This is a genomic window from Nocardiopsis codii (assembly GCF_036327455.1).
Lineage (GTDB): Bacteria > Actinomycetota > Actinomycetes > Streptosporangiales > Streptosporangiaceae > Nocardiopsis > Nocardiopsis codii.
The window spans coordinates 1-16,698 of sequence record NZ_JAUZMY010000020.1 but is presented as its reverse complement, the minus strand read 5'-3'; the positions used below and the strand labels follow the sequence as shown (position 1 = coordinate 16,698).

Here is a 16,698-nt window from a genome sequence, read left to right as displayed (position 1 = left end):
CCAGAGAACATCACACTGTGTGACATTAGTTTTGCTAGGAGTCACCAAACATGAACTACAAGCTCACCCAGAAGAGCCAGGAGGCTCTGTCGGTGGCCATCCGCCGTGCCACCACGGACGGCAGCCCGCAGACGGAGCCCACACACCTGCTGGCGGCCCTGCTGGACCAGCCCGAGGGGATCACCCGGCCGCTGCTCAAGGAGGTCGGCGCCAACCCCGACACCCTCAAGGACAAGGTCGAGGCGGCCGTCGGCGCCCTGCCCAAGGCAGCGGGGTCCACGGTCAGCTCGCCCAGCTCGTCGCGGCAGCTGATCGTCTCCATCAACACCGCGGCGCAGCGCGCCCAGCAGATGGAGGACGAGTACGTCTCGACCGAGCACCTGCTGGTGGGTCTGGCCACCGACGGCGGCGAGGCCGCCCGCCTGCTCACCGAGGCCGGGGCGACACCCGACGCCCTCCTGGAGGCGTTCGAGCGGGTGCGCGGGACGGGGAAGATCACCACCGAGAACCCCGAGGACACCTACAAGGCCCTGGAGAAGTTCGGCGTCGACCTCACCGAGCGCGCTCGTGAGGGCAAGGTCGACCCGGTCATCGGCCGCGACGGGGAGATCCGCCGGGTCATCCAGGTGCTCAGCCGCCGGACCAAGAACAACCCCGTGCTCATCGGCGAGCCCGGCGTGGGAAAGACCGCCGTCGTCGAGGGGCTCGCCCAGCGCATCGTGGCGGGTGACGTGCCGCAGTCGCTGGTCGGCAAGCGCCTGGTCAGCCTGGACCTGTCCGCGATGGTGGCGGGCGCCAAGTACCGGGGCGAGTTCGAGGAGCGGCTCAAGTCGGTGCTCTCCGAGATCAAGTCGTCCGAGGGCCAGGTCATCACCTTCATCGACGAGCTGCACACCATGGTGGGCGCGGGCGCCGCCGAGGGCGCCATGGACGCGGGCAACATGCTCAAGCCCATGCTGGCGCGCGGCGAGCTGCGCATGGTCGGTGCGACCACCCTGGACGAGTACCGGGAGAAGATCGAGAAGGACCCCGCCCTCGAACGGCGGTTCCAGCAGGTCATGGTGGGTGAGCCCTCGGCGGCGGACACGATCGCCATCCTGCGCGGGCTCAAGGGCCGCTACGAGGCGCACCACAAGGTCCAGATCGCCGACGCGGCGCTGGTGGCCGCCGCGACCCTGTCCGACCGCTACATCACCGCCCGGTTCCTGCCCGACAAGGCCATCGACCTCATCGACGAGGCGGCGTCCCGGCTGCGCATGGAGATCGACTCCAGTCCTGTGGAGATCGACGAGCTCAAGCGCACCGTCGACCGCCTCAAGATGGAGGAGATGGCGCTGCAGAAGGAGTCCGACCCGGCCAGCGTCCAGCGGCTGGAACGGCTCCGCGCCGACCTGGCCGACGCCCAGGAGCAGCTCACCGGACTCGTGGCCCGGTGGGAGCAGGAGAAGGCCGGCCTGAACCGGGTCGGCGAGCTCAAGGGCCAGCTGGACGACCTGCGCACACGGGCCGAGCTGGCGCAGCGCGAGGGCGACTTCGGCGAGGCGTCCCGGCTCATGTACGGGGACATCCCCGAGCTGGAGAAGCAGGTCGAGGAGGCGTCCAAGGCCGAGGAGAGCGCAGCCCCGCAGAGCGGCGACACCATGGTCAAGGACGAGGTCGGGGCCGACGAGGTCGCGGACGTGGTGTCCGCGTGGACCGGCATCCCGGTGGGGCGGCTGATGGAGGGCGAGACCTCCAAGCTGCTGCGCATGGAGGAGGAGCTGGGTTCGCGGATCATCGGCCAGAGGGACGCCGTCGTGGCGGTGTCGGACGCGGTGCGCCGGGCGCGGGCGGGGATCTCCGACCCGGACCGGCCGACGGGTTCGTTCCTGTTCCTCGGCCCGACCGGTGTCGGCAAGACCGAGCTGGCCAAGGCGCTGGCGGAGTTCCTGTTCGACGACGAGCGCGCGATCGTGCGCATCGACATGAGCGAGTACTCCGAGAAGCACTCCGTGTCGCGCCTGGTGGGTGCGCCCCCCGGGTACGTCGGGTACGAGGAGGGCGGCCAGCTGACCGAGGCGGTGCGCCGGCGCCCGTACACGGTGGTGCTGCTGGACGAGGTGGAGAAGGGGCACCCGGAGGTGTTCGACACCCTGCTCCAGGTGCTGGACGACGGCCGTCTGACGGACGGGCAGGGCCGCCAGGTCGACTTCCGCAACACGATCCTGATCCTCACCTCCAACCTGGGGTCGCCGTTCCTGGTGGACCAGTCGCTGGAGGAGTCGGTGCGCCGTGACCGCGTCATGGACGTGGTGCGGTCGACGTTCAAGCCGGAGTTCCTGAACCGGTTGGACGACGTGATCATGTTCGACGCCCTGTCCACCGCGGACCTGACGCGGATCGTGGACCTCCAGGTGGACAAGCTGGCCGGACGCCTGGCCGACCGCCGGTTCGGCCTGGACGTCACGCCGGGGGCGCGGGAGTGGCTCGCGCTGACGGGCTACGACCCGAACTACGGCGCGCGTCCGCTGCGCCGCCTGGTGCAGTCCACCATCGGCGACCCGTTGGCGCGGCAGCTGTTGTCGGGCGCGCTGGCGGAGGGTGACACGGCGGTCGTGGACGTGGACGACGAGTCCGACAAGCTGCGGGTGACCGTGAGGCGGGCCGGCGTGCCCGCGGCCTGACCGGGGGCGTACCCGGAGCCGCCGCGGCGGCTCGGGCGTGCGCGGCGTGACGACGGTGGGGGCCGTACCCGGGGCGGCCCCCGCCCGTGTGTCCGGGGTGTGCCGTCCGGCGCGGGCGGGCGGCGCCGGAGGGCGGGGCGGGCGGCGGGGGCGGGCGGCGCGCCCCTCCCTCCGGCGAGGGACGCAAGCCGGGGCGAAGCCGACGTGAAGCGGCCTCTGCCAGCCTCTTCCCGCATCCGCCTCACGCGGGGCGCCCCGGTGGCGGGACCGGCCGGGGCCGTCCAGCGTTCCGCGCCCGGACCCACGATTGGACACGAACATGAGGAAGCTCCTCCGCAGGACCGCCTCCGTCGCCGCCGCCGCGAGCCTCGTGGCGACCGGCCTGCTCGCCACCGCCGCGCCCGCCGCCGCGGCCACCTACGGGGGCGAGTGCGGCAGCGGCTACTCCGTGGTCAACTCGGACTCCGTCGGGAGCACGGGCACCGTGTTCCTGACCTACAACAACTCCAACGGCCGCAACTGCGTGGTCACCAAGCGCAACAGCGTGGGGTCGGCCGTCCTCATCGAGGCGGGGCTGTCGGTCAGCCCGGCGGGCAACCACTGGGACGTGTACGAGGGCGACTACTTCACCAGCTACGCGGGTCCGATCTACCTGAACGCGGCCGGACGGTGCGTGGACTGGATGGGTCGTATCAGCGGGGCCGAGGGCGGCAAGCGCGGCACCAACTGCGGCTGACCCGGTGCGGGCGGTCCGGGGAACCGGGCCGCCCGAGTCCCGCAGGCCACCCCAGTACCGGTTTCACTCCGGTGGGGAACACTGCCCTCTTCCAGCCGAAACACAACCGTGCAGGTCAACATCTGGCGTGTTCCGTCCCGCTCCGCGTGGACGCGCCGACCTGTGGACTGGACCGCGCCGCGTGTCATAGGCTCCGCCACGGCCGAGCGGCGCAGGTGTCGCCGTGGAGCGAAGGGGCGCGGGGTGCAGAGCATACTGTCAGCGATTCGGTACCGGCTGCTCGGATCTGTCGAGGTTCACCGAGGGGGCCGGCGCGTCCCGCTCGGCGGCCCCAAGCGCAGAACCGTCCTCGCCGCCCTCCTCCTACGGCCCAACACCGTGGTCGCCGACGACCGGCTCATCGACCTCGTCTGGGGGGACGACCCGCCGCGCAGCGCACGGCCCCAACTCCAGGTGCACATCCACGAGCTGCGCAAGCGTCTGGGCACCGGCACGATCGTCCGCCACAGCTACGGCTACGAGCTCGTCGCGGACCCCGGGGAGACCGACGCCGAACAGTTCCGCCGGCTCGTCGTCCGGGCCCGGACCGATCGTGCCGCGAGGCGCCGCGACGAGGCCGCCGGGACCCTGCGCTCGGCGATGGCGCTGTGGACCGGCCCCGCCCTCGGAGGGGTCACCGCGTCCCTGGAGGAGAAGGCGCGTCCCGCCCTGGAGGAGTCGCGGCTGTGCGCCCTGGAGGAGCTGTACGGGGTGGAGGTCGAACGCGGTCGGGGCTCCTCCGCCGTCTCCGAGCTGCGCACGCTCTGCTCCGAACACCCCACCCGGGAGAGCTTCGTCGCCCTCCTCATGTCGGCCCTGGACTCGTGCGGGCGCACGGGCGAGGCCGTGGAGGCGTACGCGGCGCTGCGCGACCTGTTCGCGCGGGAGCTGGGCATCGATCCCAGCGCACCGCTCCAGCGGCTCCACCTGCGGCTCCTGTCCCAGGGGCAGGAGGAGGAGCGGCCCCGCCGACAACCGCCGGTGCGCCCGGCGGAGCTCCCCCACGCCGTACGCGGGTTCGTGGCACGGGACCGGGAGCTGGCCGTGCTCGACGCGGGGCGGGACGGGCGGGCGTCCCTCTTCCTCCTCACCGGGGTGCCCGGCGTCGGCAAGACCGCGCTGGCCCTGCACTGGGGCCACATGGCGCGTGGGGGGTTCCCCGACGGACAGCTGTACCTGGACCTGCGGGGATCCTGCGGGAGCGAGGCCCCGACGGAACCCGACGACGCCCTCCGCCAGTTGCTGCGCAGTCTCGGGGCCGACACCCGCGACCTGCCGGGCGACTCCCCCGGTCTCGCCAAGCTGTTCCGTTCGATGACCGCCGACCGGCGGCTGCTGATCCTGCTGGACGACGCGGCCTCGGCGGAGCAGGTCGCCCCGCTCCTCCCCGGCGGACCGGACAGCACGGTCCTGGTGACCGGCCGCCGCGACCTGCCCGAACTGGTGGCGCTGTTCGGCGCGGTCCGGGTCCGCCTCGACGTGCTGTCGGAGGAGTCCTCGGCGGAGCTGTTCCGGTTCGTGGCCGGTGACGGTGCGCCGGACGCCGGGCCCTCCGCGGAGCCGGCGCTCGCGGACGACTGCGGCGGGCTGCCCCTGGCGCTGCGGATGGCCGCCGCCACGATGGGCCTTCCCAGTCCGGCGCAGTCCGGCTGACCTGTGTGTCCGCGGAGCCGGCGGGGGCGGACGGCGCCGGGCGGGGCGGCTCCCGGCGGCCCCGCCCCGGGCTCAGGGCCGCCGGGGGTCACCCGGCGGCGAGCACCCGTGCCTCCACCTCGGGGTCCAGCCCCACCCTCGGGCGGTCCGGGCGCCGGGGCGCCTCCCCTCCGACGGACAGCAGCCACTCCCAGGTGTCGGCGACGGTCTCGCCCACCGGGCGGCAGCGCAGACCGTGCGCGACCGCCCTGGCGACGCCGGCGCCGTGCAACGACTCGTGCATCTCGCCCGGCGGCAGCCAGACCGGCAGGTCCGTCCACGGCCGGATGCCCGCGTCCGCGACCGTCCCGGGGTCGGTCCACCGGAACTCCGCGTCGGAGCCGGTGGCGGCGGCACAGGCGTCCAGGAGTCCCTCCATCGTCGTGTGGCCCGCGGGGCTCACCAGGTTGTAGGGGCCGCCGAGACCCTCGGCGACCGCGTCCAGGGTCCACGCGGCGAGGTCGCGCGCGTCCACGTACTGCAAAGGCAGGTCGCGCGGGCCGGGTGCCAGGACCGGGCCGCCCCGGGCGATCCGGTTCAGCCACCAGGGCAGACGGCCGATGTTCTCGTACGGGCCGAGGATGAGCCCCGCCCGCACGGACAGGGCCCGGGCGCCGAAAACCCGCTCGGCCGCCAGTTCGCCGCCCCGCTTGTCGTTCGCGTACTCGGTGGCGTCGGCGTCCGGGTCCCCCTCCACCACCGGCCAGTCCTCGTCGGAGCCCGCGGGGGAGGGGTAGGCGTAGACGGAGCAGCTGGAGACGTAGGCGTAGTGGCCGGCCCGGCCGGCGAGGAGGTTCGCGGCGGCGGCGACCGCGCGCGGGGCCGCCGACCAGGTGTCGACGACGGCGTCCCACTCACCCGCCTCCAGGGCGGCGAGCCCGCCCTCGGCCAGCCGGTCGCCGTGCAGCACGGTCGCGCCCTCCGGCGCGGGCCGGGTCCCCCGGTGGAACACGGTGGTGTCCCACCCGCGCACCAGCGCGTCCTCCACGACGGCCCGTCCCACGAACTCGGTACCGCCCAGCACGAGAAGTCTCATGGGGAGGAGTCTCGCGCCTCGCGCCCGGGGGCGCCAGAGCGGACTGCTCTGGGCAGAACCGCCCCTGTGGCAGGCTCCCCCGGTGCCCGCGGCGCGGATCGGCCCTCGCCGGCGGGGCCGCGCGGTCGCTCCGGCGCCCGGCCCCGTCGGCCGGGGCCCGGGGGGCGCGGCGCGCGGGTGCCGCCGCGGTGGTCAGGCCCCGCAGGAACCGGCGCGCACCCGCAGGTGGTCGCGTTCGCGCTCGTTGAGGGTGAGGCCGGCGGCGCGCTCGAACTCCTCGCGCGCCTCGTCCGGGCGGTCCAGGCGCAGCAGCAGGTCACCGCGCACGGCGGGCAGCAGGTGGTACCCGTCCAGGACCCCGGCGTCGCGCAGGGAGTCCACGATGTCCAGCGCCGGTTCCGGCCCGTCGGCCATCGACACCGCCACGGCCCGGTTGAGCTCGACGACCGGTGACCGGGTGGCCAGGGCGAGCGCCAGGTACAGCCCCGCGATCCCCGCCCAGTCGGTGTCCTCCGCCTTCGCGGCCTGGGCGTGCTTGGCGGCGATGGCCGCCTGGAGCGCGTAGGGGCCGCGCGGCTCCGACGGGTCGGACGGCAGGGCGTGCCGCAGTGCCCGGAACCCCCGGGTCACGAGCCTTCGGTCCCAGCGGGTGCGGTCCTGCTCGGCCAGGGGGACGGGCTCGCCGTCCGGGCCGACCCGCGCCCGGAACCGGGAGGCGTGCAGCTCCATCAGCGCGACCAGGCCGTGCACCTCGCGTTCCCGGGGCAGCAGCGCGGCGAGCACCCTTCCCAGGCGCATGGCCTCGTCGCACAGCTCGGGGCGTATCCAGTCGCCCCCGGAGGTGGCGGCGTAGCCCTCGTTGAACACCAGGTAGACGACCTCCAGGACGGAGGCGAGGCGGGCGTCGCGGTCCTCGCCGACCGGCACTTCGAAGGGCACCTGCCTGTCGGCGAGGGTGCGCTTGGCGCGCACGACGCGCTGGGCCACGGTGGACTCCGACACCAGGAAGGCGCGGGCGACCTCCTCCGTGGTGAGCCCGCCGAGCAACCGGAGGGTGAGCGCGACGCGCGCCTCGGTGGACAGCACCGGGTGGCAGCACACGAACATCAGTTTGAGCAGGTCGTCGCCGTAGTCCTCCTCCAGGACGGCGGCGAACTCGGCCTGCCCGTCACGCTCGGCGATGTCGCGGCCCAGGTCGGCCATCCGCTTCTGGAAGCGCTCGTCCCGCCGCCAGCGGTCGAGCATCCGCCGTTTGGCCACGGTGGTCAACCAGGCGCCGGGGTTGTCGGGCACCCCCTCGTCCGGCCACTTCTCGAGTGCGGTGACCAGGGCGTCCTGGGCGAACTCCTCGGCGAGGCCGACGTCGCCGACCATGCGGGTGAGCGCGGCGACGAGGCGGGCCGACTCGATGCGCCAGACCGCCTCCACCGCGCGGGTTGCATCGGTGTGGCTCACGGGACAATGACAGCACCGCGAGCCACACCACCGCAAGTTCGGACGAGCCGGGCGTTCAGGCCTCGTGCTCGTTGTGCGCGCGCATCTCGCGCTCGCGCTCCTTGAGCTCCTCGGGCATCTCGTCGCCGAAGTCGTCGGTCCCCATGATGCGCCGCAGCACCAGGCTCATCTCCCCGGTGTCGCCCTCCGACGGGTGCGGGCAGCGCTTGGCCCACTCGACGGCCTCCTCGGGCGAGGACACCTGGATGATCCAGTAACCGGCGATGAACTCCTTGGCCTCGGCGAAGGGGCCGTCCGTGACGGTCGAGCGACCGTTGGAGAACGTGACCCGGGTCGCCTCCGTGGAGGGGGCCAGTCCGTCTCCGGCGAGCAGGACGCCGGCCTTGACCAGCTCCTCGTTGTAGGCGGCCATCGCCTCGAAGATCTCCGGCGTCATCTCGGTGTCCGCCTCGGCCTGCGGGTCGGACATGATCGACATCATGTAGCGCATGGTGTTCGCCTTCCGCCTGACGGGGGAGCTGCTCTCCCCCGCTCTCGTCTACACGTCGAACGGAACGGCGGAGGATCGACACGGCGGCCGAACTTCCTCCCGACTTTTTCGGGGAGGTCCGCCCGGGCCGCCACCCCGGCCTCGTCGATCCGCCTCACCAGGGCTTACTACCCGGAACGGCGGGGACGATCGCGTCACGGCAGGGGCTCTGCGTGCGCGGTGCGCACGCTGCGGCTCCCCGGCCCCGCGGGTGGGCGGTCGCCTCGCGCCCGGGGGCGGCCGTCCTCCCGCGGATGGCCACATGCGGTCATCCCGGTGGCCGCCTCCGGCCTGAGCTGGGCGGTTCGGTAGAGTTCCGGCACGGTCGCGCCGGTCGGCGCGCCGGGCAGCGGCGGCTGCGGATCGAGGAGGTAGTGCGGTGGGCATGTTCTTGGACACCGCCTTCGGGTTTCCGACGGTGCTGCTCACCCCGGTGCTGATCGTCGTCGCGGGCTACTGGCTGTTCGTCGTGGTCGGCGCCGCCGACCTGGACCTCCTCGACGGCGTGGACGCCGACGGCGACGCCGTGGGCCTCAGCGCCGTCATGGGCAGGGCCGGCCTGGGGGGCGTTCCGGTCACGGTCGCGCTCACCATGCTCGTCTGCGTCGCCTGGTTCGTGAGCATGATGGGAGGCATCATGAGCAACCTCCTGAACACCACCTCCACCCCCCTCCTGCTGGCGCTCGGCGCCGTGGTCCTGATGATCGCGCTCGTCGCCGCGTGGGCGGTCACCAGCGGACTGGTGATGTCGGTCCAGCGGTTCGTCCCCCGGCGCACCAGCGACTCCAAGCACGAGCTGGTCGGACGCACCTGCGTGATCCGCATCGGTGAGGCGGGCGAGTCCTTCGGCCGGGCCGAGATCACCACGGCGGGCGGCGCGTCGATCTCCATCCCGGTGCGCACCACCGGCGGCGAGGTCCTGCCGCTGGGCAGCACCGCCCTGATCTTCGACCACAGCTCCGAGAACGACGTCTTCCTCGTCACCCACTTCGACGCGGCGCTGGACCCCGGCCAGCCCTGAGCCCCGTCCCGGGACCGGAACCGCTCCGCCGGGCCGAGCGCCGTCCTCGGCACACCGCGCGTCCGCGCACGGCCACGCCCCGATCCGCTGCCCGCCTCAGCACGCCCCCGGGACCCTCGCACCGGCCGTCCCCGCCGTGCCCCGCGACGGTGGGCCCTGGGCCGCCCGACCTGGCCGGGAAGGCCGGAACACGGCGGTGGGAGCGGAGCCGTCACCTGATCGACCTGGGGCACGGGGGAACCGTTTGGTGTGGGTCTGCGTCCCACCATGACGAGCACCTCTCCCGGGTCGGCCACCCGCAGCCGCACCGTCCCCCCGAAGCGCTCGCTTCCCCCGTACGCCACTCGCGGAAAGAGACCCCCACGTGTTGCTGAGTGCTACCACGAACGGCCAGGAGGCGGCGAACGCGGCCTTCCTCACCGTCGGTGTCGCCGTGGCCGTCGGCCTCGTCGTCCTCCTCGCCCTGCTGCTGATGGTCACGCGCCTCTTCCGCAAGGTCGAACAGGGCAAGGCCCTGATCATCTCCAAGGTGCGCGACGTCCACGTCACCTTCACCGGAGCGATCGTCCTCCCGGTCCTGCACAAGGCCGAGATCATGGACATCTCCCTCAAGACGCTGACGCTCGACAGGCGCGGTCGTGAAGGCCTCACCTGCAAGGACAACATCCGCGCGGACATCAAGGTGTACTTCTACGTCCGCGTCAACGAGACCGCCGAGGACGTCAAGAAGGTCGCCAAGTCGATCGGCACCGCCCGCGCCAGCGACCAGGACACGCTCCAGGAGCTGTTCAACTCCAAGTTCTCCGAGGCCCTCAAGACCGTCGGCAAGCAGTTCGACTTCGAGGAGCTGTTCACCCACCGCGAGCAGTTCCGCCACGCGATCGTCTCCCTGATCGGCACCGACCTCAACGGCTACAGCCTGGAGGACGTCGCCATCGACGAGCTGGAGCAGACGCCGCTGCACCAGCACGACAGCAACAACATCCTCGACGCACAGGGCATCTCGAAGATCACGGAGCGCACCGCCAAGGAGCACAAGCGCACCAACGAGTTCGAGAACGACCGCAAGAAGGAACTCGACCGGCAGAACACGGAGACCGCCGAGACCCTCGCCGAGCTGGAGAAGCGTCGCGAGGAGGCCGCCGCCAAGGCCAAGCGCGAGATCGAGATCATCCGCGCCCGCGAGGAGGCCGAGACCGCCCGTGTGCAGGCCGAGGAGCGCCTGAAGGCCGAGACGGCGAACATCCGCACCTACGAGGCGCTGGGCGTCCAGACCCAGAACCAGCAGCGTGAGATCGCGGTCGCCGAGAAGAACCGCGAGCGCGTCATCGCCATCGAGAGCGAGCGCATCGAGAAGGACCGCATGCTGGAGGTCATCGGGCGCGAGCGCGAGACCGAGCTGAGCCGCATCTCCAAGGACAAGGAGGTTGAGGCCGAGCGCCGCGAGGTCGCCGAGGTCGTCCGCGAGCGGGTCGCCGTGGACCGCACCGTGGCCGAGCAGGAGGAGGCCATCAAGCGCCTGCGCGCCGTCGAGGAGGCGGAGCGCCAGCGCCAGGCCATCATCATCCACGCCGAGGCCGAGGCCCAGGAGAACCTGGTCAAGGACATCAAGGCCGCCGAGGCCGCGGAGGCCGCGTCCAAGCACCGCGCCGCCGAGGAGCTCACCCTGGCCGAGGCCCGCCAGCAGGCCGCCGAGCTGGACACCCGCGCCAAGATCCGTCTGGCCGAGGGCGTGCAGGCCGAGCCCGCCGCCGCGGGCCTGGCCGAGGTGCAGGTCCGCCACCAGGACGCCGAGGCCATCGAGAAGGTCGGCCGCGCCGAGGCCGTCGTGGCCCGCGAGAAGGCCAGGGTCGAGGCCGAGGCCGTCGAGCAGAAGCTGCGCGCCGAGGCCGCCGGCCTCACCGACAAGGCCGAGGCGATGGCCGCCCTGGACCAGGTCAGCCGCGAGCACGAGGAGTACCGTCTGCGCCTGGAGGCCGAGAAGGAGGTGCGCCTGGCGGGGATCAACGTCCAGCGCGAGGTCGCCGAGGCGCAGGCCACCGTCCTGGCCACCGGTCTGGAGAACGCCGACATCAACATCGTCGGCGGCGACGGGGCGTTCTTCGACCGCATGGTCGGGGCCATCGGCCTGGGCAAGTCGGTCGACGGGTTCGTCAACAACTCCAGCACCGTCCAGGCGCTGGGCTCGGGGTGGTTGAACGGCGACGGCGACTTCGGCGGGGACCTCCGCAAGGTGCTGTCGTCGGTCGACTCCGAGGACGTCAAGAACCTCACCGTGTCGGCCCTGCTGCTCAAGCTGATCGGCACCGGGGGACCGCAGGCCGACAAGCTCAACGGCCTGCTCGGCACCGCCCGCTCCCTCGGAGTGGACCACCTGCCCGCGGCCGCTCTCGCCAACTCCAAGCAGTGAGGTAGTCCTCCGTGACCGAGGCCCAGTCCCAGTCCCAGGAGAACGCAGGCACCGGGCCGGACGCCGCTGACGCGCAGTCGCTGGACGCGGGCACCTACGAGGTGCTCCGCGCCCGGCTGCGCGAGCAGTCCGGCGAGCTGGCCCGGCGGACCGAGGAGCTCAACGCCCGCCGGCTGGAGGTGTTCGGCGGCACCGAGATGACGCTGCTCGGCACCGAGCGCATCCGCACCGAGCACAACTGCGTGCCCCGGGACATCGTCAGCGTGGGCAGCTCCGTCGGCTCGGGCGCCGACGACATGATCCTGTTCGGCTACAACGTCTTCATCGGCATGCAGCGGGAGACGCACGTCCCCGACGTGTTCTCGCTGCACCGGTACGAGCACGGCGGTGACGGGTTCACGTTCGCCGACGCCGGCGGGGACGCCGTGCCCGGTCTGATCTCCGACGAGGCGTTCCAGCAGGACTTCGCGAAGCTGTACCGCTACTACCGTGACGCCCACCTGCTCCAGCTGCGCCGGATCGAGGACCGGCTGCTGGCCGTGTTCCAGACCGGCCCGCGCACCGAGGACGTGCGCGTGCTGCGGTGGTCGGTGCAGCCGACCGGCGAGATCGCCTACCTCGACGACCGGGGCGAACGGGACCACGTGTTCCCGCCCTCGCACGACTTCACGTGGGTGGAGACCACCCGCGAGGACCACGTGCAGGGCCGCCACCCCCACATCTCGATCCTCGACGAGCTGTTCGTGGAGACCGTGGGCGGCGACCTCACCATCAAGGTCGAGAACAACACCGAGGTCGGCGAGGGCGTCTACAGCGAACCCGTGGACGAATCCCTCCAGAGCCTGGCCGACGCCTCGGTGTCGTACGCCAGGGCCGGCGCGCTGATCCTCCTGCGCGTGCTGCCGTACAACGAGACCGAGTGGCGGCACCTGGTCTTCAACACCCGCACCAAGGAGGTCGAGCGCCTCGACGGCATCGGCCAGTCCTGCCAGCGGCTGCCCGACGACCAGGGGCTCATCTTCCCCGGCGGCTACTACCTGAGCACCGGCGTGGCGCGGACGTTCGACACCGACGTCACCGACCTGGAGTTCGAGCGCGTGGTGCGCGCGCCCAACGGCGAGGACGTGCTGTACGTCTTCCACTCCCGCGCGGACGGCCGCAGCCTGCTGCTGCCGTACAACACGATCCGCAAGGAGGTCGCCAACCCCCTCGTCTGCCACGGGTACTCGCTGTTCGACGACGGCACCATGACGGTGTTCCGCAGCGACTCGGGCGAGCCGACCCGGGTGCACCCGATGCAGGTGTGGCAGACCCCGTACGTGTCCGACGTGTTCGCCGCGGCTCAGCCGGTGGGGACCGGGCCGCTGGAGCGGATCGGCAACGCCGAGCTGGTGAGGGGCGTGTCCGAGGCCCTGTCGGTGGCGCGGATGACCACCGACATGCGGCCCTCGACGGAGGTGTTCGAGGCGCTCATCGCCGCGTGCCGCCGGGCGCTCGACCAGTTCCACTGGCTGGGCGAGGAGGAGCTGGGCGACCTGGCGTCGCCGCTGTCGGAGGTGCGGACCACCGCCGGGAGGGTGCTGGAGGAGTTCGAGACCGTCCAGGCGCTCACCCGGCAGGCCGCCGACTCCCTGGCGGAGGCCGAGGACAGGGCCTCCTCCCTCATCCGCACGGCCCGGGGCGAGGCCCCGAGGTCGGCGGAGGGGTGGGTGTCGCGACTGACCGAACTGCGCCGCGCCCAGGGGCAGGCCGCCACGCTGCGCGAGACGCGCTACGTGGACGCCGACCGCCTGGACGCCCTGGACGGGAGGCTCGGCGAGGAGATCACGGCGGTCGGCCGCCGGACGGTGGCGTTCCTGGAGCAGGACGACGCGTTCGCCGGGTACCACTCCGAGGTGGAGCGGCTGGTCGCGGACGCCGAGACCATCGACGCGGTCAGCGCGGCCACGGCCGTCGGCGAGCGCATCGCCGAGCAGACCGAGGGCCTCCAGGTCGTCACCGAGGTCGTCGGGTCGCTGGACATCGGCGACGCCAAGGTGCGCACACGCATCCTGGAGCGGGTGAGCGAGGTGCTGGCCGGGATCAACCGGGCGCGCGCCACCCTGGAGACCCGGCGCAGGGAGCTGCTGGCCCTGGAGGGGCGGGCGGAGTTCGCGGCCGAGTTCGCCCTGCTGGGACAGGCCATCACGGGCGCGCTGGCGGCGGCCGACAGCCCGGAGCGGTGCGACGAGCAGCTGGGGCGGATCATGCTCCAGCTGGAGAACCTGGAGTCGCGGTTCTCCGAGTTCGACGACTTCCTGGGGGAGCTGTCGGACAAGCGCGAGGACGTGTACGAGGCGTTCTCCACCCGCAAGCAGTCGCTGGTGGACGAGCGGTCCCGGCGGGCCGACCGCCTGGCGTCGTCGGCCGCCCGCGTGCTGGAGGGGGTGCACCGGCGGGTCGCGGCGCTCACCACCCTGGAGGACATCAACACCTACTTCGCGTCGGACGCGATGGTGGCGCGGCTGCGCCGCACCTCCGAGGAGATGCGCGCGCTCGGCGACACCGTGCGCGCGGAGGAGCTGGACGGCCGGATCACGGCCGCGCGGCAGGAGGCGGGGAGGGCCCTCCGGGACCGCACCGACCTGTTCGAGGGAGGTGCGGGCGGGGAGACGATCCGTCTGGGCAGGCACCGCTTCGCGGTGAACACCCAGCCGATCGACCTGACGCTGACCCCGCACGGCGGTGAGATGTCGGTGGCGATCACGGGCACGGACTTCCGTGCGCCGGTCACCGACGAGGCGTTCGGACGGACCCGGCACCTGTGGGAGCGGCTGCTGGTGTCCGAGAGCCCGGACGTGTACCGGGCCGAGTTCCTGGCGACGTCGATCCTCGCCGCCGCCGAGGAGGGCGCGGACGGGCTGACACCGGAGCGGCTGCACGAGGCGGAGCTCGACCCGGACGGCGGGACGTCGCTGGTCGGGGTCGTGCGCGAGGCCGCCGAGGCCCGGTACGACGAGGGGTACGAGCGGGGTGTGCACGACCACGACGCCGCGAAGGTGCTGGCTGCCCTGCTGCGGCTCCGCTCCGGCGCCGGGCTGCTCCGCTACCCCGGCGGGACGCGTGCGGCGGCGCAGCTGTTCTGGGCGTTCGGCGCCGGGGAGGACCAGCGGTCGGCGTGGGCGGTCCGGGCCGCGTCGCTGGCACGCGCCCGCGCGGTGTTCGGGGCGCGGCGGTCGGCGGCGATCGACGGGCTGCGGACGGAGCTGGCCGCGGCCGTCGACGCCTTCCTGACCGACAGCGGGCTGCACCAGGACGCCGATCTGGAACTGGTGGGCGAGTACCTGTTCGAGGAGCTCGCGGCGGACTCCCCCACCGAGCGCGGGTTCGTGTCGGGTGCGGGCGCGCGGACGCTGCTGGACCGGTTCCACCGGGCTCTGGGCAGTACCCGGGAGACCACGCGTGCGGCGTTCGACGAGGACCTGCGCAAGCTCGACGGGGACCTGGCAGCCCGGCACCAGCTGGTGTCGGCGTGGCTGGAGGCGTTCGCGGCCACCCTGGACGGGGTGGACCCGGGCGACCTCCCGGAGGCGGCGGCGATCGAGATGACCGGGGCCGCCGCGGAGCGGTACGAGTCGTCGGCAGCCGTGGCGGAGACGGTCGGCGGGATGCTGGGGTCCCATCCGCGCGTGCGCGACCGGTCGCTGGAGGTGCGGTTGGACGAGATCCTGCCGCGCACCCGCCGGTTCCGACTGGAGGAGGTGCCCGCGTACCGGGACTTCCAGCGGCGCCGCAACGAGCTGGTGGCGGCGGAGCGGGAGCGCCTGCGCCTGGAGGAGTACCGCCCGAAGGTCATGAGCGGGTTCGTCCGCAACCGCCTGCTGGACGAGTCGTACCTGCCGCTCATCGGCGACAACCTGGCCAAACAGCTGGGTGCCGCCGGTGACGACAAGCGCACCGACCAGAGCGGCCTGCTGCTGCTCATCTCCCCGCCCGGCTACGGCAAGACCACGCTGATGGAGTACGTGGCGAGCCGTCTGGGACTGGTGTTCGTGAAGGTCAACGGGCCCGCCCTGGGGCACGCGGTGACGTCCCTCGACCCCGAGGAGGCACCGGACGCCACGTCGCGGCAGGAGGTCGAGAAGATCTCGTTCGCCCTGGAGATGGGCGGCAACACCATGCTCTACCTGGACGACATCCAGCACACCAACCCGGAGCTGCTCCAGAAGTTCATCTCGCTGTGCGACGGCCAGAGGCGCATGGAGGGTGTGTGGAACGGGCGGACCCGGACCTACGACCTGCGCGGGAAGCGGTTCGCGGTCTGCATGGCCGGAAACCCGTACACCGAGCAGGGCAAGCGGTTCAGGATCCCGGACATGCTGGCCAACCGCGCCGACGTGTACAACCTGGGCGACGTGCTGTCGGGCAAGGAGGAGCTGTTCTCGCTGAGCTACATCGAGAACGCGCTCACCTCCAACCCGACCCTGGCTCCGCTGTCCACCCGTGAACGGGAGGACGTGTACCGGTTCGTGCGGATGGCGCAGGGGGACGACTCGGTGGGCACGGACCAGCTCGCGCACCCCTACTCGGCCGTCGAGGTGGACAGGATCGTGTCGGTGCTGCGCAAGCTGCTGCGGGTGCAGGAGGTGGTGATGGCCAACAACCGGGCCTACATCGCGTCCGCGGCGCAGTCGGAGGACGCGCGCACCGAGCCGCCGTTCCAGTTGCAGGGGTCGTACCGCAACATGAACCGTCTGGCGGAGAAGATCGTGCCCGTCATGAACGACGCGGAGGTGGAGGCCGTCATCGACGACCACTACCTGGGCGAGGCGCAGACGCTCACGTCGGGCGCGGAGGCCAACCTGCTCAAGCTGGCGGAACTGCGCGGGGTGATGACACCCGAGCAGGAGGCGCGGTGGGCCGAGGTCAAGGAGGGGTTCCGCCGGGGCCGTGCTCTGGGCGGGGCGGACGACGACCCGCTGACCAGGGCGATCGGCGCGATGGGGCTGCTCGCCGACCGGGTCGGCGAGATCGGCGACGCCATCGGCCGGACCCGCGAGGGGTAGGCCGGCGGGGCCGGTCCGGCGACCGGCCCCACGGCGCGGACGGGCCACCGCTCCCGGGAGACCCCCGGGGAC

Annotated in this window: 9 protein-coding genes; 6 read left to right on the top strand and 3 right to left on the bottom strand. The window is 72.6% G+C overall.

The annotated features are described in order from the left end of the window. Positions 1-50: 50 nt before the first annotated feature. The 3 genes from clpB to Q8791_RS19675 all read left to right on the top strand — a co-directional run bounded on the left by clpB (position 51) and on the right by Q8791_RS19675 (position 5,091). The gene (gene clpB / locus Q8791_RS19685; protein WP_330093220.1) at positions 51-2,663 is read left to right on the top strand and encodes an ATP-dependent chaperone ClpB; all 2,613 of its coding nucleotides are present in this window, start codon (positions 51-53) and stop codon (positions 2,661-2,663) included. 319 nt (positions 2,664-2,982) lie between these two features. After that, the gene (locus Q8791_RS19680; protein WP_330093219.1) at positions 2,983-3,399 is read left to right on the top strand and encodes a spore-associated protein A; all 417 of its coding nucleotides are present in this window, start codon (positions 2,983-2,985) and stop codon (positions 3,397-3,399) included. Between the two features lie 243 nt (positions 3,400-3,642). Beyond that, on the top strand, positions 3,643-5,091 hold the full coding sequence (locus tag Q8791_RS19675) for an AfsR/SARP family transcriptional regulator (RefSeq protein ID WP_330093218.1): 1,449 nt from the start codon (positions 3,643-3,645) through the stop codon (positions 5,089-5,091). A gap of 88 nt (positions 5,092-5,179) precedes the next feature. Here Q8791_RS19675 and Q8791_RS19670 read toward each other — a convergent pair whose 3' ends face one another. From Q8791_RS19670 to Q8791_RS19660, 3 genes are all read right to left on the bottom strand, one after another. Beyond that, complete coding sequence (locus tag Q8791_RS19670; RefSeq protein ID WP_330093217.1) at positions 5,180-6,166, bottom strand: NAD-dependent epimerase/dehydratase family protein; 987 nt, start codon at positions 6,164-6,166, stop codon at positions 5,180-5,182. A gap of 192 nt (positions 6,167-6,358) precedes the next feature. Next, on the bottom strand, positions 6,359-7,621 hold the full coding sequence (locus tag Q8791_RS19665) for an RNA polymerase sigma factor (RefSeq protein WP_330093216.1): 1,263 nt from the start codon (positions 7,619-7,621) through the stop codon (positions 6,359-6,361). 55 nt (positions 7,622-7,676) lie between these two features. Beyond that, positions 7,677-8,111: a YciI family protein gene (locus Q8791_RS19660; RefSeq protein ID WP_330093215.1), complete on the bottom strand. Its 435-nt coding sequence runs from the start codon at positions 8,109-8,111 to the stop codon at positions 7,677-7,679. 418 nt (positions 8,112-8,529) lie between these two features. Here Q8791_RS19660 and Q8791_RS19655 point away from each other — a divergent pair, with 418 nt between their 5' ends. From Q8791_RS19655 to Q8791_RS19645, 3 genes are all read left to right on the top strand, one after another. Beyond that, complete coding sequence (locus tag Q8791_RS19655; protein WP_330093214.1) at positions 8,530-9,171, top strand: DUF1449 domain-containing protein; 642 nt, start codon at positions 8,530-8,532, stop codon at positions 9,169-9,171. Between the two features lie 364 nt (positions 9,172-9,535). After that, entirely contained in the window at positions 9,536-11,581 is a 2,046-nt protein-coding gene (locus tag Q8791_RS19650; protein ID WP_330093213.1) for a flotillin family protein, read from the top strand. An 11-nt stretch (positions 11,582-11,592) separates the two neighbouring features. Beyond that, positions 11,593-16,626 carry a DNA repair ATPase gene (locus Q8791_RS19645; RefSeq protein ID WP_330093212.1) on the top strand — a complete coding sequence of 1,678 codons (5,034 nt, stop codon included), beginning with the start codon at positions 11,593-11,595 and terminating at the stop codon, positions 16,624-16,626. Positions 16,627-16,698: the final 72 nt, after the last annotated feature.

Bases quoted from the DNA above. Each gene is read 5' to 3' on its own strand.
- clpB (WP_330093220.1), top strand. From the start codon at position 51: ATGAACTACAAGCTCACCCAGAAGAGCCAGGAGGCTCTGTCGGTGGCC.
- Q8791_RS19680 (WP_330093219.1), top strand. From the start codon at position 2,983: ATGAGGAAGCTCCTCCGCAGGACCGCCTCCGTCGCCGCCGCCGCGAGC.
- Q8791_RS19670 (WP_330093217.1), bottom strand. From the start codon at position 6,166: ATGAGACTTCTCGTGCTGGGCGGTACCGAGTTCGTGGGACGGGCCGTC.
- Q8791_RS19660 (WP_330093215.1), bottom strand. From the start codon at position 8,111: ATGCGCTACATGATGTCGATCATGTCCGACCCGCAGGCCGAGGCGGAC.